Origin of the sequence: Aeromonas sp. Prich7-2 (genome assembly GCF_017939255.1) — a bacterium.
Taxonomy (GTDB): domain Bacteria; phylum Pseudomonadota; class Gammaproteobacteria; order Enterobacterales; family Aeromonadaceae; genus Aeromonas; species Aeromonas caviae.
Genome location: NZ_JAGKRI010000039.1, coordinates 1 through 22,964 on the forward strand (window position 1 = coordinate 1; position 22,964 = coordinate 22,964).

Annotated in this window: 18 protein-coding genes and 1 pseudogene; 14 read left to right on the forward strand and 5 right to left on the reverse strand. The window is 50.7% G+C overall.

Going from position 1 to position 22,964, the window contains the following annotated elements; genetic code table 11:
* Window positions 1-316 precede the first annotated feature (316 nt).
* Genes J9892_RS08720 through J9892_RS08730 form a run of 3 tightly spaced genes read right to left on the reverse strand, consistent with a single transcriptional unit; the run spans window position 317 to window position 2,584 of the window.
* Window positions 317-1,186 carry an HD domain-containing protein gene (locus J9892_RS08720; RefSeq protein WP_053288876.1) on the reverse strand — a complete coding sequence of 290 codons (870 nt, stop codon included), beginning with the start codon at window positions 1,184-1,186 and terminating at the stop codon, window positions 317-319.
* Window positions 1,183-2,361, reverse strand: a complete 1,179-nt coding sequence (locus J9892_RS08725) for a DUF3596 domain-containing protein (RefSeq protein WP_053288877.1) — start codon at window positions 2,359-2,361, stop codon at window positions 1,183-1,185. The genes J9892_RS08720 and J9892_RS08725 overlap by 4 nt, the downstream gene beginning before the upstream one ends.
* 10 nt (window positions 2,362-2,371) lie before the next feature.
* On the reverse strand, window positions 2,372-2,584 hold the full coding sequence (locus tag J9892_RS08730; RefSeq protein WP_053288969.1) for a hypothetical protein: 213 nt from the start codon (window positions 2,582-2,584) through the stop codon (window positions 2,372-2,374).
* 144 nt (window positions 2,585-2,728) lie between these two features.
* Here J9892_RS08730 and J9892_RS08735 point away from each other — a divergent pair, with 144 nt between their 5' ends.
* The 11 genes from J9892_RS08735 (at window position 2,729) to J9892_RS08785 (ending at window position 17,247) form a co-directional block, all read left to right on the forward strand.
* Window positions 2,729-2,974, forward strand: coding sequence for a helix-turn-helix transcriptional regulator (locus tag J9892_RS08735; protein WP_053288878.1), 246 nt, complete (start codon window positions 2,729-2,731; stop codon window positions 2,972-2,974).
* 146 nt (window positions 2,975-3,120) lie between these two features.
* A complete protein-coding gene (locus J9892_RS08740; RefSeq protein WP_053288879.1) occupies window positions 3,121-3,699 on the forward strand; it encodes a class I SAM-dependent methyltransferase in 579 nt (192 codons plus the stop codon).
* Window positions 3,669-5,336, forward strand: coding sequence for an HNH endonuclease domain-containing protein (locus tag J9892_RS08745; protein WP_081001004.1), 1,668 nt, complete (start codon window positions 3,669-3,671; stop codon window positions 5,334-5,336). The genes J9892_RS08740 and J9892_RS08745 overlap by 31 nt, the downstream gene beginning before the upstream one ends.
* Window positions 5,337-5,869: 533 nt before the next feature.
* A complete protein-coding gene (gene dalD / locus J9892_RS08750; RefSeq protein ID WP_053288881.1) occupies window positions 5,870-7,237 on the forward strand; it encodes a D-arabinitol 4-dehydrogenase in 1,368 nt (455 codons plus the stop codon).
* A gap of 9 nt (window positions 7,238-7,246) precedes the next feature.
* Entirely contained in the window at window positions 7,247-8,710 is a 1,464-nt protein-coding gene (xylB, locus tag J9892_RS08755; RefSeq protein WP_053288882.1) for a xylulokinase, read from the forward strand.
* A 470-nt stretch (window positions 8,711-9,180) separates the two neighbouring features.
* Entirely contained in the window at window positions 9,181-9,855 is a 675-nt protein-coding gene (gene hxpB, locus J9892_RS08760; RefSeq protein ID WP_113978840.1) for a hexitol phosphatase HxpB, read from the forward strand.
* A gap of 79 nt (window positions 9,856-9,934) precedes the next feature.
* Window positions 9,935-10,915: a transaldolase gene (gene tal, locus J9892_RS08765; protein ID WP_053288883.1), complete on the forward strand. Its 981-nt coding sequence runs from the start codon at window positions 9,935-9,937 to the stop codon at window positions 10,913-10,915.
* Complete coding sequence (tkt, locus tag J9892_RS08770; RefSeq protein WP_113978838.1) at window positions 10,902-12,893, forward strand: transketolase; 1,992 nt, start codon at window positions 10,902-10,904, stop codon at window positions 12,891-12,893. The genes tal and tkt overlap by 14 nt, the downstream gene beginning before the upstream one ends.
* An 851-nt stretch (window positions 12,894-13,744) precedes the next feature.
* Complete coding sequence (locus tag J9892_RS08775) at window positions 13,745-14,704, forward strand: substrate-binding domain-containing protein (RefSeq protein ID WP_053288885.1); 960 nt, start codon at window positions 13,745-13,747, stop codon at window positions 14,702-14,704.
* Window positions 14,705-14,761: 57 nt separating this feature from the next.
* On the forward strand, window positions 14,762-16,261 hold the full coding sequence (locus J9892_RS08780) for a sugar ABC transporter ATP-binding protein (protein ID WP_053288886.1): 1,500 nt from the start codon (window positions 14,762-14,764) through the stop codon (window positions 16,259-16,261).
* 11 nt (window positions 16,262-16,272) lie between these two features.
* The gene (locus J9892_RS08785) at window positions 16,273-17,247 is read left to right on the forward strand and encodes an ABC transporter permease (protein WP_053288971.1); all 975 of its coding nucleotides are present in this window, start codon (window positions 16,273-16,275) and stop codon (window positions 17,245-17,247) included.
* Window positions 17,248-17,672: 425 nt separating this feature from the next.
* Here J9892_RS08785 and J9892_RS08790 read toward each other — a convergent pair whose 3' ends face one another.
* A complete protein-coding gene (locus J9892_RS08790; protein WP_113978837.1) occupies window positions 17,673-18,614 on the reverse strand; it encodes a sugar-binding domain-containing protein in 942 nt (313 codons plus the stop codon).
* Window positions 18,615-19,056: 442 nt separating this feature from the next.
* On the reverse strand, window positions 19,057-19,908 hold the full coding sequence (locus tag J9892_RS08795) for an IS1595 family transposase (RefSeq protein ID WP_113978835.1): 852 nt from the start codon (window positions 19,906-19,908) through the stop codon (window positions 19,057-19,059).
* A 724-nt stretch (window positions 19,909-20,632) separates the two neighbouring features.
* Between J9892_RS08795 and J9892_RS08800 the strand changes: the two genes are divergently transcribed.
* The 3 genes and pseudogenes from J9892_RS08800 to J9892_RS08810 all read left to right on the forward strand — a co-directional run.
* Complete coding sequence (locus J9892_RS08800; RefSeq protein WP_113978834.1) at window positions 20,633-21,022, forward strand: transposase; 390 nt, start codon at window positions 20,633-20,635, stop codon at window positions 21,020-21,022.
* Window positions 21,019-21,366, forward strand: coding sequence for an IS66 family insertion sequence element accessory protein TnpB (tnpB, locus tag J9892_RS08805; RefSeq protein WP_113978832.1), 348 nt, complete (start codon window positions 21,019-21,021; stop codon window positions 21,364-21,366). The genes J9892_RS08800 and tnpB overlap by 4 nt, the downstream gene beginning before the upstream one ends.
* Before the next feature lie 30 nt (window positions 21,367-21,396).
* Window positions 21,397-22,821: pseudogene (locus J9892_RS08810) on the forward strand (IS66 family transposase); the annotation flags it as partial.
* Window positions 22,822-22,964: the final 143 nt, after the last annotated feature.

Here is a 22,964-nt window from a genome sequence, read left to right on the forward strand (position 1 = left end):
ACTGAAGGGAGAATCGATGAGAAAGAGGAGAAGTGAGTTGACCCAATCTGAACACTCGAGTTAGAAACGGGGTGACGTGAGCGCGTTAAGGATCAGGGTGTTCACGTTGGCCGGAATGGCTGTTCAACTTCGCCGGAATACGCAACCAGAGATCGCCTAACCAAAGGCAATTGCTAATAAACCCACAAAATCGGTATCTTTTTTCTATAGCCGGTTGAACTGAAGGACTAAAATAAATCGTCTTATTGTAGAGGGTACTGTTTCGCAACCTTCTTAAGCCAAATCACTGGAGATGACCGCAGCATCACAACAAACCTCACCCCAGCCGTTTGTAGACTTGATCGCCATTGGGGGATTTGACGAACCAGTAATAGGCAGGTACCTCGGTGAAAGCCCTACGCCAGTTATGCACATCCATCGACAGCCGATCACAGATATGCACCATCTGGGCGGGCAGATAGGCCTCCGTCTGCCGGCCAATCTTGATGGATAGGCATGCACCGATAGCCTCGAACAGTTTAGGCGCCTCCCGGCTGAGGCGCGCCAGCGGCTCGGCCAGCACCATGAAGTTGAACGATTCGTGTTGACCCATGACCCCCTGCCCGTCCAAATTATTATAAAAGAGGTGGATCTTGCCGATATCATGCAAAAGACCACCGATAAAAGCCACACTGGTGCTAAGTGGGCCAACTTGATGCTGCCTGCACAGCTCAGCGGCGGTAATGGCTACCTCATGGCTGTGCTCGAGTAATCCGCCCTCATGCTTGTGGTGATGCTGGTGACTAGCCTTACCAGTGACAAAGGGTCGCATGATGCGCTCGTCGAGCAACACTGCGAGATAGAACTGCCGCAATGGGCCATCCGACAGATATGCGAGCATTCCCCAGATATCCCATAAAATATTCTCTTGTACGCCGATCAACCACGAATATTGGCGCTCAATGTCATCGCGGTTTACTTCGGCAGGCAACCGCATGACGCTGTCTAGATGCAGTTTTCCTCCTTCATCGCTTAATTCCACCATCAACCATTGTCCTGCAGGTGCCACGTCCACCAGCAGATCACTCCTGAAATCAACGTAACGCTTGCCCAGCGGGGAGTTCAGACGCCACACCCCATCAAAGGGTAAACCATGGGCCAGTTCAGCCCACACCAATTCGAGGTTACACTGGGACGTGAATTTCATTCCTCATCCTCCTGTTCAAACTCTTCAGCCAGTAACTGTTCAAATGCAGCGCCGTCCCTACCAATCAGATTCGGTACAAAGCGCGAATAGACACGAAAAAGCATGCTGGTATTGGCGTGACCCAGTTGGCGCGCGATCCACTCTGGATTTTCACCCGCTGCCAGCCACAAGGTGGCCGCAGTATGACGGGTCTGGTAGGGATTGCGTTTCTCGAGTTCCAGCAATGCCAACAAGGGATACCAGACCCTGCGGGTAACATTGCGGTGATTCAGCGGTTGGCCACGACGGGAGCAAAACACGAAGGTGCTCTTCTCGCCGGTCAATTCCCACTGCGCACGCAAGCCGTCGTAGACTGACTGGCTCATGGCAATTGTGCGGTGCGAGCCCGCAGTCTTGGTCGGTCCCAGATTTCCACGTACTAACGATTGGTGGACGTGAATAAGGCGAGCCCCAAAATCCACATTGTCCCAGCTGAGCCCATCCACCTCGCCGGTTCGCAGCCCGGTAAAAAATCGCACCGCATAATAGGGGCGAAAATCTGGACGCACTTTGGTCAGGATGAGTTGCACTTCTTCCAGCGTAAACGGCTGAACCTGAGATCTGGGCATCGGCAGCGCCTTGATATTGCGCCACGGGCTCTCGAAATCGAACCTCTCGGCCGCCTCGTTCAGGATGAGACGCAGGTAGGTCATGATGTGATTTATGCGAGAGGCGGACAGGGTCTTCCCGCTCTGCCCATCTGGCTCACACAGACGCAAGCGAAACGCCAGGATTGCCTGCTTGGATATGGTACCGATCCGCTCCTCACCCATGGCAGGGATCAGGTGGCAACGCAGAATACCATCCACCGTTTCAAACTGGCTCGCCCGCCACTCAACCCGCTTTTCATCGAGCCAGAGTTCAGCAAAGGCCGAGAACACCATCCTTCCACCAGTGGCCTTCTGCCGGCTCAATTTCTCGATAGCCACGAACCTCTCAACCCTGGGGCTGTTTGGAAAGTGATGGCTATAGTCAAAGGTGCCTGCCCGGATCTGTTGCTCCATCATGTCGAGCACCTTGCCAAGCTTTTGCCGATTGGTCTGGGTATCCGCTAACTGAGTTTGCTCTCGACACCGAATGCCCCGGTAACGAAAATCCAGATAAAGCTTGCCTTCACGACTGTTGACTGTCCCCATAGCGCCCCCATTATTCCAGGTGGCCGATGAGATCGTGAGCAGAAGCCCCCAGCAGCATAGATTCCTCCACGCGCTCCCAGATGTAGAGGATCTTGCGCCCGCCGAAAGGACGGATGTAATGCACGCCTTCGAACAGCACAGCATCTTTCAGACACTGACGGATGGTGCGCACGTCGTACTTGATGCGAGAAGACAACTCTTCTGTGGTGAGATATGTATTCATGCCAACCCCCAAGTGAATCATTCATGAGTCATTTACTGCTTTCGAGATTAGAATACATCACAAAGGAAACTCGTCAATGACTTTTTTGCATCATGCATGAGGCATTTGATAGGATGGAACGAATATAATGCTTATGGATAAGTCATGATCAGAGTCCTGCTAGTCAAACTGCTAGACGAAAAATCGTTCAACGAGAAGCGTCGCATCACCCTATCGGAAGTCAGCGAGCAGACAGGCATCAGCCGCGCCACCCTAACCCGGATCGCCAACGTGCCAGGTAATGTCACCAATACCGACACCATCAATGCTTTGTGCAAATACTTTGGATGCCAGCCGGGGGAATTACTGAGGTACATTGAAGACGAGCAAAAAAAACCAGAAGAGGTCTAATCACCAAAGCAGGATTTGCGGCAAGGCCAAGATACGGAAGATCTGGAGGTCATGTGAGGTTCTACCGCTGTCTGCAGGCCGGAGTTCGTGATTTGCTCGAGTTGATAGGGCCAAATTAATAACATAACAAATTGGTAACCAATCTCATGCCGTCAGACTATTACGATCAATTTGCCGATGCTTTCTTCGATGCCACGCTGTCGGTGGATATGAGCAGTCTTTACGACCGCTTTGAACCCCTGCTTGAGCCCGGAGCGCTGCTTCTGGATGCTGGATGTGGCTCGGGACGAGACAGCCGCCATTTTCTTGAGCATGGCTTTCAGGTGGTCGCAATGGATGCCAGCGCAGAGTTGGTCAAACGAGCCCGCAAGCTGACCGGCTTGCCCGTCCATCATTGCCGATTCGAGTCCTTCCGAAACCCCGATCAATTCGATGCCATTTGGGCCTGTGCCTCGCTACTGCATGTTCCAGAATGCCAGTTAACTACTGTCATGGTTCACCTGCTTCAGCAGCTCAAAACTGACGGTATCTTCTACTGTTCATTCAAGTACGGGACAGGTGAACAGATCCGCGATGGCCGCCATTTCACGATGATGGACGAAGCTGGACTGCAGAGCCTGCTTAACAGTCTGCCCGTCGTACAGATCGATAACTGGAAGAATACCGATCTCCGGCCAGGCCGCGAGGAGGAACAATGGCTGAACCTGCTGCTGAGGAAACAGTGAAGCCAATCGCCTTCGACTTGGAGCAACTTCACGCCACATGGAAAAACCACTGGCCACTTAAGGGTCAATCCATGCTCTTCATTGGCAACCGGCGAAGTCGAGAACCTTGTTGGCTGGCTCAACGTGGTTGCGTTTTGGTTGCCGTGGATCCTAGCAGCCCAAAGTCAGCAAGATCAGAGGAAGCGGTCCACACCGCCACACCCAGCGGGGTGGTTGTACGCTGGCTGGAGGACATACTGCCGGAACTGGATACCTGCCGGCAGCTCAATCGTCAATTTCATCAGATCCTAATAAGTCTGGCGAGCTGGGACCTCGTTGCCGCTAGCCAGAAGGAACGCGCACTCAGAAAACTGAGTAATATGCTCTTACCCGGTGGTACGCTAATTTTTGCCTACTGTACGGATGCCGAACTTGCAGTCCGGGAACCCACCCCCTTCGCACTGGATGCGCTAAACCAACAGGCAAAGAGACTCGGGCTTCAATGGCAGGTGATTACAGGACTACCAGATAGCCATCACCCTATCCCTACTCTCTTCCAACTTCCCGATGATGGCTCCGGTGCCTTGGCTCACATCCGCCATATCGCGGTCAATGACAGCAAAAGCTCCACGTACAAGCTGGCTTTGCTTCGAACTCTAGTTCGTATTGCCGATGCCCATCCCGGTGCTATCAAGGATCGCAACGACGATCAGGTTGCGATCTCACTGGGCCTAGTGGCCTATTACTGGGTTCGACTGTTCAAGAGGCTGTTGGACGCTGGCCTGCAGCAAAATTCGGATTCAAACAAGGGAATAGGGTTTGTAAAAGAAGATGGCTGGAACCAACTCAAGCATCTTAAAGCTGACGATCTAGTGATAGGCGCCTTGTTTGCCGGCGACGAAGCTGAAGCAATCCAGGCTCTGTTCAGAGACACCATCACCACCATCCAGGCAGGCCCGGCGCAGTTCATTTATCAGGGCAGCAAAGAAAATCGCTTGTTTACTATCGAAAAACAGCGCCGAACCAAGTCCTCATGCATCCTGCTGGACAAGACCTTTTTCGACAGCTTTGGTGATTTCATCCTGAGCGAAAAACTCTGGCACTGCTTGCGAGTGTATGGCTGCTGGATAGAACCCTTGCTGGTCCAGCAATGGATTGGTGAGATGCAAAAATACAAGCGCAATCGAGAGTCCAACATCACGTTGGATCGCTATTACCAGACGCTCAGCTGGCTGGAGCGGGACAGAGATACCCTTTTTGTTCGCCGGCGAATAGAAACATTGCGCCAGCAAGGTATCCAGATCGAAAGCGTCTGGAGTGGGCGCAAGGCGCCTTCGTTCGATGTGGATCACTGCCTCCCCTTTGCCTACTGGCCCAACAACGATCTCTGGAACCTACTGCCCTCTACTCCAAATGAAAACCGAAGCAAGAGCAATCGAGTTCCCAGCCAAGCCAGATTATCAGCAGCAAAATGTCGGATTATCGACTGGTGGAAATTGGCTTGGAGCGAAGGCGCTAACAGGCAGCGCTTCTTTATTGAAGCCCACCTCTCACTGCCCAATGTCAGTTCGTCTCACCAAGACTTCGAGATCATCTGCGAAGCCATGCAGGATCAGATCATTGGTGTGCAGCAACGCTTGCAAGTTGGGGAGTGGTGATTGTTAAAGAAAAAACGAACGACACACCCCAACAAAAAGGTTCATCGCGCTTTCCCGGTGCAGGCAGCCTTGATTTTCAGGAAGAAGTATTCCTAGTCCCGGAAACTATACGCCATCCTCTTTATCACCTTGATGCGGTTGCTTCACCCCTTTCAGTTGGCTGGTGTGCACGGTCGCACTCAACTAGGTCACCTGCCCGAAACTCGCTTAGTTCGACAAAGCTTCATAAAGGTAGACCTCAACCGTCGAGGCTATGTCTGCCAGAGTGGTCATTGCCCTGTATGACAGGTCGCCATGGTTTTGATCACCGGGGACAGGGTGACACAAGGCAAGGTGAGACGATCATCACAATATCCCACTTTGAGCCTTCACCGGGCGGATAGCGCATTTTGTTTGGCGCTAAAGATTTAATGAACCCAACATCACTGGTCATTTGTATTTTTTTGGGTCAATTGCTCTTTTGTGATCTACGGAGCGTTTTAAATTCAAATGACCCATTACAGTAAGCCACACAACCTCAAGGAGAGTAAATCATGAACAATCAATTCACTTGGCTTCACATCGGTCTGGGTTCTTTTCATCGTGCACATCAGGCGTGGTACCTGCATCGCCTGATCGCTTCAGGCGATAACAGCTGGCACATTGCAGCGGGCAATATTCGCAATGATGCTGAACAAGTTGTACAGGCGTTGATGGCACAAAATGGCCGCTACGTTCTTGAAACCGTTAGCCCTGAAGGCGAGCGTGAATATGAAGAAATTACGTCCATCCAGAAGCTGCTGCCGTGGCAGGAAGATTTACAGCCGCTAATTAATGAAGGCGCCAAACCACAAACTAAAGTGATTGCCTTTACCGTGACAGAAGGCGGTTACTATCTGAAAACCAACCACCAGTTGGAAACAAGCAATGCTGACTTGATTTGTGATTTGCAGGGTGGCTGCAAAACGATTTATGGTGCGATCACCCGTATCCTCGAGCAGCGTATGGCAAATAACGCCGGACCATTAACTCTGCTCAATTGCGATAACGTGCGCCATAACGGTGAACGATTCCATGATGGATTGGTCGAGTTCCTGCAATTAACCGGCAAACAAGCAGTGATTGACTGGTTGGCGAGTAACGCAACCTGTCCCAATACCATGGTTGACCGCATCACGCCGCGTCCGGCGGCAGATCTCCCGGCGCGCATTAAAGCGCAGACGGGGATTGAGGACAAAGCGCCGATAATGGGCGAAACCTTCATTCAATGGGTGGTGGAAGATAACTTCCGCGATGCACGTCCGAATTTTGAGGCCGTGGGTGTTGAAATGGTAGAATCTGTCATCCCCTATGAAGAGGCTAAAATCCGTATCCTCAATGCGTCCCATAGCTGCATTGCCTGGGCTGGTACCTTGATTGGACAGCAGTTTATCCATGAAAGTACCCTGACCGAGCATATTTATGCTATTGCCGACCGCTACGTGACCGAGGACGTCATTCCGAGCCTTGGCGATAACGGTATCGATCTTCCGACGTATCGAGATGTGGTACTGAAGCGTTTTACCAACCCGTATATCAAGGATACCAACCAGCGCGTCGCAGCAGATGGTTTCTCAAAAATACCGGCGATGATTGCCCCGACGTTGCTGGAGTGCTACCAGCGCGGCGTTCGTCCGGAAGCCACGGCTATGCTGCCAGCGTTGTTCTTCGTCTTTATGGAACAGTGGCACAAAGGCACGCTGCCGTACGAATACCAGGACGGCATTCTTGATGCGCAGGCTGTTCATAGCATGTTTAATGCTGCCGATCCGATTGCCGTCTATGCCAGTGATAAAGCGCTGTTTGGTGAACTGACCGAACGTGAGGACTTCGCGGTGCTACTGCGTGAGAAGATCGCTGCAGTTTACACACTGGTACATTGAGAGGTGGCTATGTATTTAGGGATCGATCTTGGTACATCCGAAGTTAAAGCCTTGGTCATTAATGAAAATAATGACATTGTGGCTACCCATAGTGCGCCGCTGAGTATTCAGCGGCCCCACCCGCACTGGTCAGAACAATCCCCACAGGAATGGTGGGACGCGACTGATACTCTGATGAGTATGTTGCGGGAAAAATGTGGTCAGCACTGGCAGGCGATCAAGGCCATCGGGCTTTCAGGACAAATGCACGGCGCAGTCTTGCTGGACTCTAATGACGATGTAATCCGTCCGGCAATTTTGTGGAACGACACTCGTAGCGCAGAGGAGTGTGCCGAACTCGAAGAAATTGCACCGGAGTTGCATCAGGTCGCGGGTAATCTGGCGATGCCAGGTTTTACGGCACCAAAACTGCTATGGGTTCGTCGACATGAACCGGAGAATTTTAAACGAACTGATACAGTTTTACTGCCGAAAGACTATCTGCGTTTCAAAATGACCGGCAAAAAAATCTCGGATATGTCCGACTCGGCCGGTACGCTCTGGCTGGATGTTGCAAAGCGCGACTGGTCTGATGCACTGCTGGAAAAATGCGGTTTGTCACGCAGTCATATGCCGGTATTGGTTGAAGGCTGCGAGGTGTCAGCCACGCTCGATCCGCAGATTGCTAAACGCTGGGGGTTAAACGCCTCTGTCGTGGTAGCAGGAGGTGGCGGTGACAATGCGGTCAGTGCAATCGGCGTCGGCGCAGTGTCACCGGGGGATGCATTTATCTCTCTGGGAACCTCCGGCGTACTCTTTGTGGTAACGGATGCCTACCGTCCGGCACCGCAGTCGGCGGTTCATGCGTTCTGTCACGTACTGCCCAATCTGTGGCACCAGATGAGCGTCATGCTGAGTGCGGCCAGTTGCCTGCAGTGGTTCTGCCGACTGGTGGGAGTGACTGAAGTGGCGTTGCTGGAAGAGATCGCGCAACTCAGTGCGGAGGAAAAAGCCAGTGCACCGATGTTCCTGCCCTATCTTTCTGGTGAACGCACTCCACATAACGATCCGGATGCCAGAGGGATGTTCCATGGGTTAACCCACTCCAGCCAGCGTGCACTGATGGGGTATGCAGTCCTGGAAGGGGTCAGTTTTGGGATCGCCGACGGGTTACGTGTATTGCAGGAAAGCGGTACTCGTATCGAACAGTGTTCACTGGTAGGTGGGGGCGCACGAAGCCCGTTCTGGGCACAGTTGCTGGCCGATATTCTGAATATGCCGGTGGTTACTCACAAAGGTGGGGAAACAGGTGGAGCGCTGGGTGCTGCACGCTTGGCTTGCCTTGCGGCAGGAAAAACGCTAAGCACAGTGTGCAATAAACCAGAAGTACATCAAATCTGGACTGCCGATGCCGAGCGACATGAAACCATTATGCGCAGGTATATTCAGTTTAAAGCGCTGTATGAGAACGATCTGAAATATCGTAAGCATTGATACTTCGACAATAGCGATCGTCGCAAATGTCATCCGGCAAGGATGCCGGATGGACTCTCAGCACCCTGCAATGTCTGGATATAAAAGAATAAATGGTGGCTCAGATTTTCTATATTGATGCCTCTGGTATTCGTAGAAGAATTGAGCTTTACCACCGAAGTAGTTGCCAATGTCCGCAGCCTTATTCTTTAAAACCATTCCCGCCAATGTGTTGTGAGCTTTTATGGGCGAAAACATTGTCTGGATGGTATCGGTACGTTGGTTCGTTAGTGTGGGAATGGCATTATCCTACCAAGTGCTTCACTGCATTCTGCAGAACATCTGGCATTTCCCAGCGTGCTTGCAATTGTGTCACTCCGCCAAGTTTGTACAAAACAGATATCCTTCGCAGGATGCGTTAGGAAACATGTAAACCACGCAATACTTAATTTTTGGCTGGGGACCCCGTCAGCCCACTAGAGCAGGCCAATATGCGAGCAAAAGCAATTATTTTCGATATGGATGGCGTGATCATTGATTCAGAGCCCTTCTGGCAACAGGCGCAGATTTCGGCACTGGCCGATTATGGTGCGGCAGTCAGCGTGACTGAATGTGAAACGCTGACGAAAGGCAAGCGTCTGGATGAGATCGCGCGTGTTTGGTGCGAAAAATTTAACCTCATGAATGAGTCGTCACAGCTTGAATTAAAAATCCTCGCCAAAATTACCGCACTTATCAGTACAAATGGCGAACCAATGCTTGGTATTTATGAAGCACTGGAATATTTCCACCAACAAGGTTATCGGCTCGCGTTGGCGACATCATCATCCCACCAAGTAATTGACGCTGTGTTTCATAAACTTCAGCTCTGGCACTATTTTGAGGTAATTTCCAGTGCAGAGGACGAAGCACATGGAAAACCGCATCCCGCGGTGTATCTCTCAACGGCCCGCAAACTGGATCTGTCTGTGGATGAATGTCTGGTGATTGAAGACAGTCTAAATGGATTCCAGGCCGCTCAGGCCGCAGGGATGAAAACGCTGGTGGTGGCCGACGATTGTGCGCATGTCAAATTCAGCAATGCGACAGGACGTTATCGCTCAATGCCCATATTGCTTCAGGCGCTCATGGTACCGACAGCATTGCCGCACGAGCCAACCGTTTAAATGTTCATTGAGTGCGCTAAAACAAAGCTCAATATGCCACTCTTTTCCCAATGTGAAGCTAATAACCAAGGTAATCACCATGACGATTTTGGAAAAACTCCGTGCGGTCACCACTGTGGTGGCTGACAGTGGCGATATCACCGCGATTCGCGATTACGCGCCGGAAGACGCCACCACGAATCCGTCCTTGATTTTGAAAGCGGCGGCACAGCCGCTCTACCGACCTCTGATCGAGCAGGCAGTCACCTGGGCCCGCGAACAGGGTGGCAGTAAAGAGATGCAGCTTAATAACGCCAGCGACAAACTGGCGGTCAATATTGGCCTGGAGTTACTTCGCCTGGTGCCGGGCAAGGTCTCGACCGAAGTCGATGCCAGACTGTCGTTTGATAGTGAGTTATGCGTAGAAAAAGCGCGAAAGCTGATACGCCTTTATGAGGAGGCAGGCATCGACCGTTCGCGTGTGCTGATTAAACTGGCCTCGACCTGGCAGGGGATCAAGGCGGCGGAAGCGCTTGAACGTGAAGGGATCCACTGCAACCTGACACTGTTATTTTCGTTTGCACAGGCCCGAGCCTGCGCCGAAGCGGGTGTCTGGCTCATTTCACCGTTTGTCGGGCGTATTTATGACTGGTACCGCGAGCGCAATTTGCTGGGGGATGAAAACCCGCAAAACGATCCGGGCGTGGTTTCCGTGCGCAACATCTATCACTACTACAAAAAACACGGTTACCCAACAGTCATCATGGGTGCCAGTTTCCGTAGGGTGGAACAAATTATGGCGCTGGCCGGGTGTGACCGTCTGACCATCGCACCTTCGCTGCTCGAAACGCTGAGCCGGACAGAAGGCGATGTTACCACTGCGCTGATACCGCCGGCAGAAACGGAAATGCTGCCAATGCCAATGACCGAAGCCGAGTTTTACTGGCAGCATAATCAGGATCCGATGGCCGTCGACAAGCTGGCCGAAGGGATCCGTTTATTTGCCCAGGACCAGGTAAAACTGGAGTCGATGCTGAACACACTACTGGAAAAACAGGAGGTAGCAGATGCCGTCGCGTAAAGAGCTTGCCAATGCAATCCGTGCACTGAGCATGGATGCAGTACAGAAAGCCAAATCCGGTCATCCGGGAGCCCCGATGGGAATGGCTGACATTGCCGAAGTCCTGTGGCGTGATTTCCTGAACCATAACCCACAGAACCCATCTTGGGCTGACCGTGACCGTTTCATACTGTCCAACGGCCACGGCTCGATGTTGATTTACAGTCTGCTGCACCTCACCGGTTATGACCTGTCGATGGACGATCTGAAAAACTTCCGTCAACTGCACTCGAAAACCCCGGGTCATCCGGAAGTCGGTTATGCCCCGGGTGTTGAAACGACCACCGGCCCGCTGGGTCAGGGGATTGCCAATGCGGTCGGGATGGCAATCGCGGAAAAAACGCTCGCTGCACAGTTTAACCGTCTAGGCCACGACATCGTTGACCACTTCACTTACGTGTTCCTTGGTGACGGCTGCATGATGGAGGGCATCTCCCACGAAGTGTGCTCACTGGCGGGCACCCTGAAGCTAGGCAAATTGATTGCGTTCTATGATGACAACGGTATATCTATCGACGGTCACGTGGAAGGCTGGTTCACCGATGACACTGCGGCCCGTTATGAAGCCTACGGCTGGCACGTGGTGCGTGGCGTGGACGGCCATGACGCCGATGCTATCAGACGGGCAACCGAAGAAGCGCGTGCGGTGACAGACAAACCGTCGCTGCTGATGTGCAAAACCATCATCGGTTTCGGTTCGCCGAACAAAGCTGGTACCCACGATTGTCACGGTGCCCCGCTGGGGGATGCTGAAATCGCCGCGACCCGCAAAGCACTAGGCTGGGACCACGCCCCGTTCGACATCCCGTCAGACATATACTCGCAGTGGGATGCAAAAGAAGCAGGCCAGGTCAAAGAAGCCGCCTGGAACGAGAAATTCGCAGCTTACGCGAAAGTCTTCCCTCAGGAAGCAGCAGAGTTCACCCGTCGAGTAAAAAACGAACTGCCAGCAGATTTTTCCGCTAAGGCACAGGCCTTTATTGAAAGGCTACAGGCTAACCCGTCCAAAATAGCTAGTCGTAAAGCGTCGCAGAATGCCATCGAAGCCTTCGGCCCGCTGCTTCCGGAATTCCTTGGTGGCTCCGCTGACCTAGCGCCATCCAACCTGACCATCTGGTCCGGTTCGAAAGCGATTAATAAAGACGCGGCTGGTAACTACATCCATTACGGCGTGCGCGAGTTTGGCATGACGGCAATTGCCAACGGTATTGCTCTTCACGGTGGTTTCCTGCCCTATACCTCGACTTTCCTGATGTTTGTCGAATATGCACGGAACGCGCTGCGGATGGCGGCCCTGATGAAGCAGCGTCAGGTGATGGTCTACACTCACGACTCCATCGGTCTGGGCGAAGACGGTCCGACGCACCAGCCGGTGGAACAGATAGCGTCCCTACGGATGACCCCGAACATGAGCGTCTGGCGCCCGTGCGACCAAGTGGAATCGGCAGTGGCGTGGAAATACGGGGTGGAACGTCACGACGGTCCAACAGCGTTAATACTGTCCCGTCAGAACCTGGCCCAACAGGAGCGATCTGCACAACAGTTGGCAGACATCGCACGCGGTGCCTATGTGTTGAAGGAGTGTGACGGACAGCCGCAGTTGATATTAATCGCCACCGGTTCGGAAGTGGAACTGGCGGTAATGGCGTGGGATCAGCTGTCTGCAGAAGGCATTAAGGCGCGTGTGGTGTCTATGCCGTCCACCGATGCATTTGATAAACAGGATGCTGCTTATCGTGAAGCCGTGCTGCCCAAAGCCGTCTCAGCTCGTGTGGCGATTGAAGCTGGGATTGCTGATTACTGGTGCAAGTACACCGGCCTGAACGGCGCGATCGTCGGTATGACCACCTTCGGTGAGTCGGCACCGGCGGAGCAGCTGTTCGACATGTTCGGTTTTACTGTTGCCAATGTGGTAGCGAAAGCAAAAGCCATACTGTAATTGTTCTTGGTAATGATAAAGGGTCGCTCAGGCGACCTTTTTTTGTTGCCCACAAGGCAGCACCGCAGCAGCCGAGCTGCGACTGATTTGATAAGCACTCTACCCCAGTAGCCGCATCATATGCGAGCTGGAAGCCGTCACGGCGCGATGTCATCCCATGATGCTAGATAACGTTCATCTTGGAGATTTGGAAAACCTTACCGTCAGACAATCCAAGAGAATGAACGTAAGCGCATTACCTCTGAAAGCAGGCTCTTCCCTCAGGTGACTAGCCTAGTCATTCTGCACCCACCTTTCCAGCCAGAAACACTCTGCGTCACTGACTTCTCTGAACAACATGCTACAGACGTAAGGTTTGATTCAACACATCAGGCAAATGAACCTTTATTGAGTCAATGCGGCATTAAGAGCAAATGATATTTTTTTGGTCAAATGCAAATTTCGTGCATTGCGTCTCAGAATAGACCCCACACTAACGTCTAGTATAGGGTCATGAGGCGGTCAATTGACCATTAAAATCTCAAATGTTCGATGCTGGTGTTTTGATGTTGCAAGTTGTAGGTGTCTGTGAGTGAACGTGCGATCTTTGAAGTTCCGCACTGTGTATACCACTTGTAATACAACAACATCATGGTGCAGGGCGACCAACGACGGAGTATTGGCGTGCGGGGAAACAAGCATATGCATCCTGCACGTTTACAAGATTGTTGACTGCAGTATCAGCAGCGTGTTGCAGCCCGTAACCACCTGAACATCGAATGCCGTTTCATTTAATTTCGAATCCGTTAGTAATGGCGGCATGAGGTCGCCAATACAACGTGTTGTACTGTAACCTACACAAGGAAAATAAGATGAAAAAGTTGGCTTTAGTTATAGCATTAGCAATGACATCAGTTACAGGTGCCGCACATGCGGAAGACCAAATTAAAGTTGGTTTTGCTAACCGAACCCTCAACGGAGCATTCTTCAACGGTTTGACAGAGTATATGAAAATTCATGCCAAAGAACGTGGCTATGAATTAATTACAACAGACGCACGCGGAGATCTGACTAAACAGATCTCGGACGTCGAGGATATGCTGTCGCAAGGAGTTGATTATCTGGTTCTCAACCCACAGGATCCAGAAGCTGGCATGCGTATTACGAAAATGGCCCAAAGCAAAAACGTTCCCGTTGTCGTACTAGACAGTGATATTTCCCTTGATGCGCCGGTCATCACCCGTGTCCAGGCCAACAATATGAAAAACAACATTTTGATCGGTGAATATGCGGTTGAAAAGTTCGGCGACAAGCCAATGAATTGCATTGTGATTAGTGGCAATCAGGGGAACCTGGTAGGGGAAGCTAGACGCGCCAACTTTATGAGAGGTGTCACTGAGGCACAGTTGCGTAAATATAACCACTCGCAACTTAGTGTGCTGAGTCAAGGCTGGGGTAACTGGGACCAGCAGGGCGGACTGAAAGCTATGGAAGATTTGATTGTCTCACACGGAGACAAAATCAACTGTGTCTATAGCGAAATGGACGACATGGCGCTTGGTGCGGTGCTGTCATTGAAAGCCGCCAACAAGTTGCAAAATGTGAGTGTTTTCTCTCACGATGGATATAAAAAAGGCCTTGAGGCTGTCCAACGTGGTGATATTCAAGCCACAGCATCTAATAATCCAGACTTGTTGACTAATACTGTATTGGATGTGATTAAAAAATATCATGCTGGTCAAAAAGAGTTCCCAGACTACGTTTACATCCCATCTATTTTGATCACCAAGGATAACGTGAGCAAATATTACAACAAAGACTCTATTTTCTAATCGATTTGCCTCTCCTATAACAAGGGGAGGCAATTTTAAAATTGAAGGAAATTCCTGATGGAAGAGTATGCAATTGTCATCGATAAGGTGAAAAAAAGTTTCGGTGGGGTGCACGCACTCAAAAATGTGAACCTGAAAGTAAAACGTGGTGATATTCATGCAATCGTTGGCGAAAACGGTGCTGGAAAATCAACGTTGATGAAAATTTTATCAGGGATTCATGTTAAAGATGGCGGCACACTACATATTAATGGTAAAGAAGTCCATTTTACGACGCCAAGACAAAGTCGGGACAATGAGATCGGTATCATCTATCAGGAATTGGCTCTTTCACCAGATTTAAGTGTTGCTGAAAATATATATCTTGATGATTTGGGAATGGGCCGGTTTGCAATTGACTGGAATACCCTGAATAAGAAAGCATCTAAGGTGTTAAGTAACCTTGGATTTGATATAAAGCCTGATGATAAGGTCGGCGATCTGAGCGTGGCATACCAGCAAATGGTAGAAATTGCTAAATCGTTAGCACGCAACGTCAGGTTTTTGATCCTCGATGAACCGACGGCGGTTCTCTCTGAACGGGAAATTGAAATTCTCTTTAGTCAACTTAAATTATTGAAGGGCCAAGGGGTTACAATTCTTTATATTTCACATCGACTAGAGGAAATATTTAAGATAGCCGATGCAATTAGCGTGATTAAAGATGGCGTGTCTGTTGGCGATCTCGACCCAAAATCATGTACTGAAGATGACATTATTTCTGCAATGGTGGGGCGAACGTTCGAAAACTTATATCCATCTAAAAATATTCCACAAAAACAAGAAATATTAAAAGTAGAAAATCTGACAACTAAGTCACTGTTAAATGACATTAATCTACATGTCCGTAAGGGAGAAATTGTCGGTCTTGCGGGACTGGTTGGTGCTGGCCGTACAGAGATTGCCCGCTGTCTGTTTGGCATTGACCGCATGTCAGAGGGGACGATAACTAAAAATGGTCAACAGATAAATATTCATCATCCTGCTGACGCAATGAAATATGGGATTGGTCTGGTGCCTGAAAGCCGTAAAGAGCAGGGTGCTATCCTTACTCAGAGCATTCGCGAGAATGTTTCTTTATCAAGTCTGAAAAGTGTTTGTTATCCCTTTGGCATTATTAATCATCAACAGGATAAAAGCCTGGCTGAAGAGTATCGAAGTAAGCTGAAGATCAAGTTAGGGTCAGTTGAGCACCCAGTTTCCAGTCTTAGTGGTGGTAATCAACAAAAAGTGGTTATTGCTAAATGGCTAAATACTGGGTGTGACCTACTAATCCTTGATGAACCAACACGCGGCGTTGATGTGGGAGCAAAGGTAGAAATTTACAATGTTATCCACGAACTGGCAGAACGCGGATTCGCCATTATTTTAATCTCTTCTGAAATGGTTGAGGTTATTAACCTATCTCACCGTGTCTATGTTATGAGTGAAGGAAGTATCACTCGTGAACTAATCGGCAATGAAATTACTGAAGAAAACATCATGAAGCATGCCATTCCCAAACGGGCATTGATTTGAGCGAGGAATATATGGAACAAGTTAACCAGTATCAAGTGATGCCCTCCTACAATGAAAGGGTGTTAAAATTTCTAGTTAATAACTCAACACTAATTGTTTTCCTTTTCATGTTGGTTATAGCAGGTTTCCTGTCGGATAAGTTTTACAGTGGGGACAATATTACCAACGTATTACGCCAGAGTGTGCCACTAGGGTTAGCGGCACTCGGCATGCTCTTTGTAATTCTGACTGGAGGTATTGACTTATCCGTCGGTTCAGTGATGGCATTTATTTCAGTTGCAGTGGCAATTTTAATTCCTGAAATTGGCTTGTGGCCTGCATTATTTGCAAGTTTATTTACTGCTGCAATTATTGGTGCTGGGGCAGGATCGCTAGTCACCATGTTTAACATTGCGCCATTTATTGCCACGCTAGCAATGATGACCATTGCCAGGGGACTGGCGTTGATTATCTCCAAGGGACAGCCGATCTTTATTGAAGACACCTCATTTGTTGATTTTGGTACTGGGTACCTGTTTGGATTACCAAATCCTGTCTATGTTCTGTTGGCCTTCGCACTGCTAGCGCATTGTGTTTATAAATACACAGTGTTTGGTCGCCTGACAATTTCAATTGGTTCAAATGAAACCGCAACACGTTTCGCCGGTATCAAGGTAGGTTGGTATAAATTTGCGGTTTATGCCTTAAGTGGATTTGCTTGTGGGCTGGCAGGTGTACTGGCGTCAACACGTACAGGTGTTGGCTCACCGGTTCTGTCTGTCGGTTTTGAGCTTGATGTTATTGCTGCTGTAGTGGTTGGTGGCGCCAGTTTGGCTGGCGGACGTGGCACCGTCATTAACACGATCGTGGGTGTGATGATCCTCAGCATAATTTCCAACCTGATGAACCTGATGAATATTTCTGGTTACAATCAGCAGGTGGTGAAAGGGGTGATTATTATTGCCGCAGTAATGCTTGAAAGCCTGAAATCGCGTCAGCGGGGTTAGTTTGTAGTAAAGTTGATTTCTGCCCCATTCTGTTGAATGGGGCAGAACACTACGGGATTTATTAAATAATGTAGATTCGTTCTAAATATCCCTCTGAACAGGTCAGATATCCGGTAGTTTGACACATCCCCCTGCGATATTTACAAATACGCATAATCCGCACGGAACTTCAGGCGAGAAAGGGGTCCTGATCACCAAGAATTCTTCATATCAACATCAACGGCAAGTTACTTCGTAACTGCTCACCGGGCAGCATTGACAAAAAACAAAGTGAGACGTTCGCCTCCGAGATAAGTAGTGAGTCAATCTTCGCTAAAGGGTAATTTGGCGCCCTTCTGTCCTCAAGTGCATAAACGAAAATTTACCTATCGAGACCCATCACCAAATGAGCTTCTATTACTCACTTTGTTTTCTGGCTGGTGGGTTTAACGAGTTAACAACCAGCGAGCGGTGTGTTCATCTGTGACCAGCCCGTTGATCCATCCACCTTTAATTGCTGCAAGAATACCCTGACGCTTATCTTCACCATGTGCCGCAGCAATGCGAGGACACGGGTTATGGCGGATATCGTAACTAGTGAGCAGTTTGTTGCTGTCACAGTCTACTACCTGACCTGCAGCATCGATAAAACGACCTAATATTTCGCCGATCACACCCTGTGTGGTTAATCCATCAAGCTGTTCATGACTGATAAAGCCATCTTTAACGATAGGACTTTGAGCGCCAAACGAACCGATCCCGACGAAAATCACATCTGCCTGTTCAGCCATAGAACTCACGCTACGAAAGAGGCGACTAGAGCACCACAGGGTATGCTCATCGGTGGTTTGTACATAACGCGATACTGGCCATTGGTAATATTTCGCCCGAATTTTTCTCGCCAGTAGCAATGGGACATCATCGTAATAGTTACATTGACCATACGAGTCCATTGCACTTATCAGCGCAACACAGCGCGTATTCAAGCTGTCGAAGTCAATTCTCTGAATGGTTTTTTTCAGAGTCAAACCGGAACCAATGCCAATGATTTTTTGATTGTCCTCACGCAAATAACGAGCCATTAGCTGGTAACAGCCGAAAGCAACACTGTCTAGTGCACTTTCCTCGCTATACACCGGGACGATGTTACAGTCGATTAGTTGGTATTTCTCCTGCAGCAATTGCGCGTAATCAAGACACTGCGCAACTGGATGGTGCAGGACAATTGATACAAGACCCTCCTCTTTTGCTGCAGCAATGAGTCTTTGAACCACGGGCCTGGATGTGCCGAGCACACTTGCGATTTCGCTTTGATTCTGGCCTGCGATGTAATACATCCATGTGGCACGAACTTTTTGATCCAACCTGAAGTCATCTTCTTTGTTCATAGATTTCTGCTTAAGAATGTGAAACCAACAATTAAGGAAGGTGCGAATAAGTCACCAAACATAAAAATGCGCCCTCGTAAGTATTTGAATTTAATGAACTAAATTTTTCTGTTTCGTTGTGGAGGGTGCTTATTCGCACCCTCCTTAACTCAACCTAGCATATAGACAGTACGCTATTTGCTCTAATCTGATCGATTGTAATAATAACGGTCATTTTTAGGAAGATGAACACTCTTCGACGTGAGATCATCTGCTTCCCTTCGAACCATGAGCGAGCTCAAACGTTTGTCATCAACAAATACCTGACACTGCGGCGAGCGCAACAGTCCCTGCAAAGCTTGTGGTGCCAGATACTTCACGGTGATGGCCGCTCCTTAGTAAGCTAGGTTCTAGCTATCTCTTGGGCGATGGTTATCAGGCCCTAGTTGGGGCGCTGTTCGCGCTAGGTGTTGGCGAGTCTTTTGACGCCCCCCATCAACCATGAACAGGCCGTATTGGGCTCTTGAGCCACCACTCGGAACCAAGCAAGGTAGTTTTGCAAGTAGTCCGTGCCTACCCCATGAAACTTCCGCATCCACTCACGCCAACGACTCACGTAGTTATTCAGCGTCTGTATGTGGAAGACGTCATCTTCCACCCGGTGATGCTTTTGCATTATCAAGCGCTTATGGATTATCCCTGCCCCCTGTCTGGCTATCTTGATATAGCTTTGGTTGCCATCGGTGCACAGGATGCTGCCGCGCTTGAGTAACGGCAGCAAGGAGGGCGTCAACTGCTGGTTGCTCTTGTCCAGCAGGACCGCATCACTCTCGCGCCCATACCGGTCCAGCGCTATCAGGGCTGGCACCAGTGGGACATGCCCATGGCCTCGCCCCCCATGCCGTCTGGCCGGCCGCGTTAAGTGACGGCGTCCTTTGAAGGACTCGGGGGTAAACACCTCATCGGCCTCGACAATCCCGGCAAGCTGGGTGGCGCGCGTGGTCAGGGCATAGCGCAAGAAGCGATGCCGCCAACGGAACGAGGTCGTCAAATGGACGCCACACTGTTGAGCTGCTGTGCGTAGAGAAAGCCCCTGACTGAGGCAGTCAGCATAACGAGCCCACAGATGTTTGTGATGCAACTTGGCCAGGGCCGTGGCGTGTAACTGGTTGAAAGTTTTACCACATTTCTTGCAGCGGTAACGCTGTTGGCCATGAGCCTGCCCCCAATGGATGACCAGCGCAGCATGACAGTGGGGACAGTCAGGCCGGGTCTGCTGCTCGGCTAAGGCCTGATGCAGCAAGTCGTGCTGCAACTAGTCACGAAGGTGTTCCTGAGCTCGCGTCAGTTGTATGGGGGTGAGCTGGGTGAAGGTGCGGAGCAGTTCGACAAAGCGCTCGTGAAGCATGGCAAGACCCTCTTCCTGAATATCTAGGAATAAGTATAAGGAGAGCTACCAATACGTTTCACGAACAGCGCCCTAGTTGGTGCGGCACCAGATATAGATAGGCGACCGGCATACAGCCCTCCCACTGCTGGACGCAGAGGTTGCAACATTGACACTACCTCAGCGGCGGAGCCATGATGGATGTCCTCTATAAGATCATATTTATGTGCCTGCTTGCCAGGCTCACCCTACTATGTGTTAAGTCTTGAGATCCCCTTCCCGACAGGCGTGCTGCCGGGGTCGCCCAACATCTCCACAGCCCCCCGCGTCCGTGAAGGAAGTAGACCAGCGCACTTACCACCTGAGTCAAGCAGAACTCGCTCATGGTCAGTGGACAAGTTTTCGATAGCACTATTACCGCCCGCGATGATGATGTGGGCGGCCCTTGATGGCGAGTTCACAGTTAAGATTTTGCAGCTCACGCCCTGCCCTTGCGTATTCAGGCCAATCCTGACTCCCGCATTCTAGCGCGGAGAAATGTAAGCCGTGGCTCATTTACGTGGTATCAATGTAAGCGTCCGGCCAGTACCGTCTGGTGAATCGTGGCAGTTGTGGACAAAGTGGTTCCCACTAAAAAGTAGTGGGAACCAACATGGTGTACACCAATAGCCGTACCAATAGCAGCCGTAAAGGCAGAGCCAATTACTCGAGAGAATTCAAACAGAGACTTGTCGATGCCGCCAATCAGCCCGGCGTCTCCGTCTCAAAACTCGCACAGGAGCACGGGGTCAATGCAAACCTCTTGTTCAAATGGCGACGTGATGCCAAAGCCGAAGTCCCTGCGTTATATCCCATCGAACTGGTGTTCCCCCCCTCATCCATGGAGCTCCTTGTGCCTCCCGAAGTGCCAACGCCAGCCACACCCTCTGTAGAAACGCCATCAGGAAAAATCGAGATACGACTGGGGCGTGCAATGATCGTCATCGATGGCACCGTCGATACCAATGCATTACGAATGATCCTGGAGACCCTTCGCGTATGATCAATCTTCCTACTGACACCCGGATCTGGATCGTGGCCGGTATCACAGACATGAGAAATGGCTTCAATGGGTTAGCCTCGAAAGTGCAAATGACGTTGAAGGATGATCCCTTGTCAGGGCATGTCTTTATCTTCAGGGGCCGTAACGGGAGTCAAGTTAAGCTTCTCTGGTCTACCGGCGATGGTCTGTGTCTGCTGACCAAAAGGCTGGAGCGGGGTCGGTTTGCCTGGCCATCGGCTCGAGACGGCAAAGTCTTTTTGACGCCTGCACAACTGGCCATGCTACTGGAGGGGATAGACTGGCGCCATCCAAAACGCCTGGCTAACTCATTGACCATGTTGTAAAAAGTGATCCCCCATGTAAGATGCATGGGTATGGAAAAATCACTAGCCGACGAAATCCTGCGACTGAAACGACTCCTGGCCGAACAGGAGTCACTCAATCGTGTTTTGCATGCCAGGTTGGAAGAGCGGGAGCGTGAAATTGAGCGCCTGCTTGCGCAACTCGACAAACTGCGGCGTATGTATTTTGGCCGCCAGTCCGAGAAACTCGCTCGTCGTATCGCTCAGACAGAAGCGCAACTGAAGATACTTCAGCAGGAAAGTGACGCCATCACCGGCCGGGTCGATGACCCAGCAGTACCTCGGCCACTTCGCCAGACCCGCACTCGCAAACCCTTCCCTCAGGCCCTTCCTCGCAATGAGCACCGCCTGCGTCCAACAGAGGCAGTCTGCCCGGAATGTGGTGGAACGCTGTCATACCTTGGAGAAGATACTGCTGAGCAGTTAGAGCTGATACGCAGTGCCTTCCGGGTCATCCGCACGGTTCGGGAGAAACACACCTGCGGGCAGTGCGATTTCATCACACAAGCGCCAGCGCCATCACGTCCTATCGAGCGGGGGATCGCCGGGCCAGGCTTACTGGCTCGGGTACTCACCTCTAAATATGCAGAGCACACCCCGCTGTATCGCCAGTCGGAAATCTATGCCCGTCAGGGTGTGGAACTGAGCCGCTCAGTGCTCTCTGGTTGGGTGGATGCGTGTTGCCGATTGCTATCACCGCTTGAGGATGCGCTGCGGCAGTATGTGCTGACCGATGGCAAACTACACGCAGACGATACGCCGGTCCCGGTACTGCTCCCCGGCAATAAAAAGACAAAAACAGGGCGTCTGTGGACGTATGTACGCGATGATCGCAACGCAGGCTCCGAACTGCCGCCAGCCGTCTGGTTCGCCTACTCGCCTGATAGAAAGGGAGTCCATCCGCAAAGCCATCTTGCCGATTTCAGCGGCGTCCTACAGGCAGACGCATATGCAGGATTTAATGATCTATATCGTGAAGACCGAGCCGCCGGCACGATAAAGGAAGCAGCTTGCTGGGCTCATGCCAGGCGAAAGATCCATGATGTGCATATCCGAACGCCATCGGACAACACACACGAAGCCCTCAAACGAATTGGTCAGCTTTACAACCTTGAAGCAGAACTGCGTGGCATGTCAGCAGAACATCGGCTGGCAGAACGAGAACGGCGGGCAAAGCCCTTACTGGAAGAGCTGGAGATCTGGTTACGGGATAGGATGCAGTCGCTCTCGCGTCACTCAGAGCTGGCCAAGGCCTTCGCCTATGCCTTGAATCAGTGGTCAGCACTGACGTACTACACCGAAAACGGCTGGGTAGAGGTGGACAACAACATAGCGGAGAATGCGCTACGGCTGGTGAGCTTGGGGCGAAAGAACTTCCTGTTTTTTGGCTCTGATCATGGTGGTGAACGGGGCGCCTTGTTGTACAGCTTGCTCGGTGCGTATTCCGGCGAAGTTGAACAGCCATTCCGGCCAACGTGAACACCCTGATCCTTAACGCGCTCACGTCACCCCGTTTCTAACTCGAGTGTTCAGATTGGGTCAACTCACTTCTCCTCTTTCTCATCGATTCTCCCTTCAGT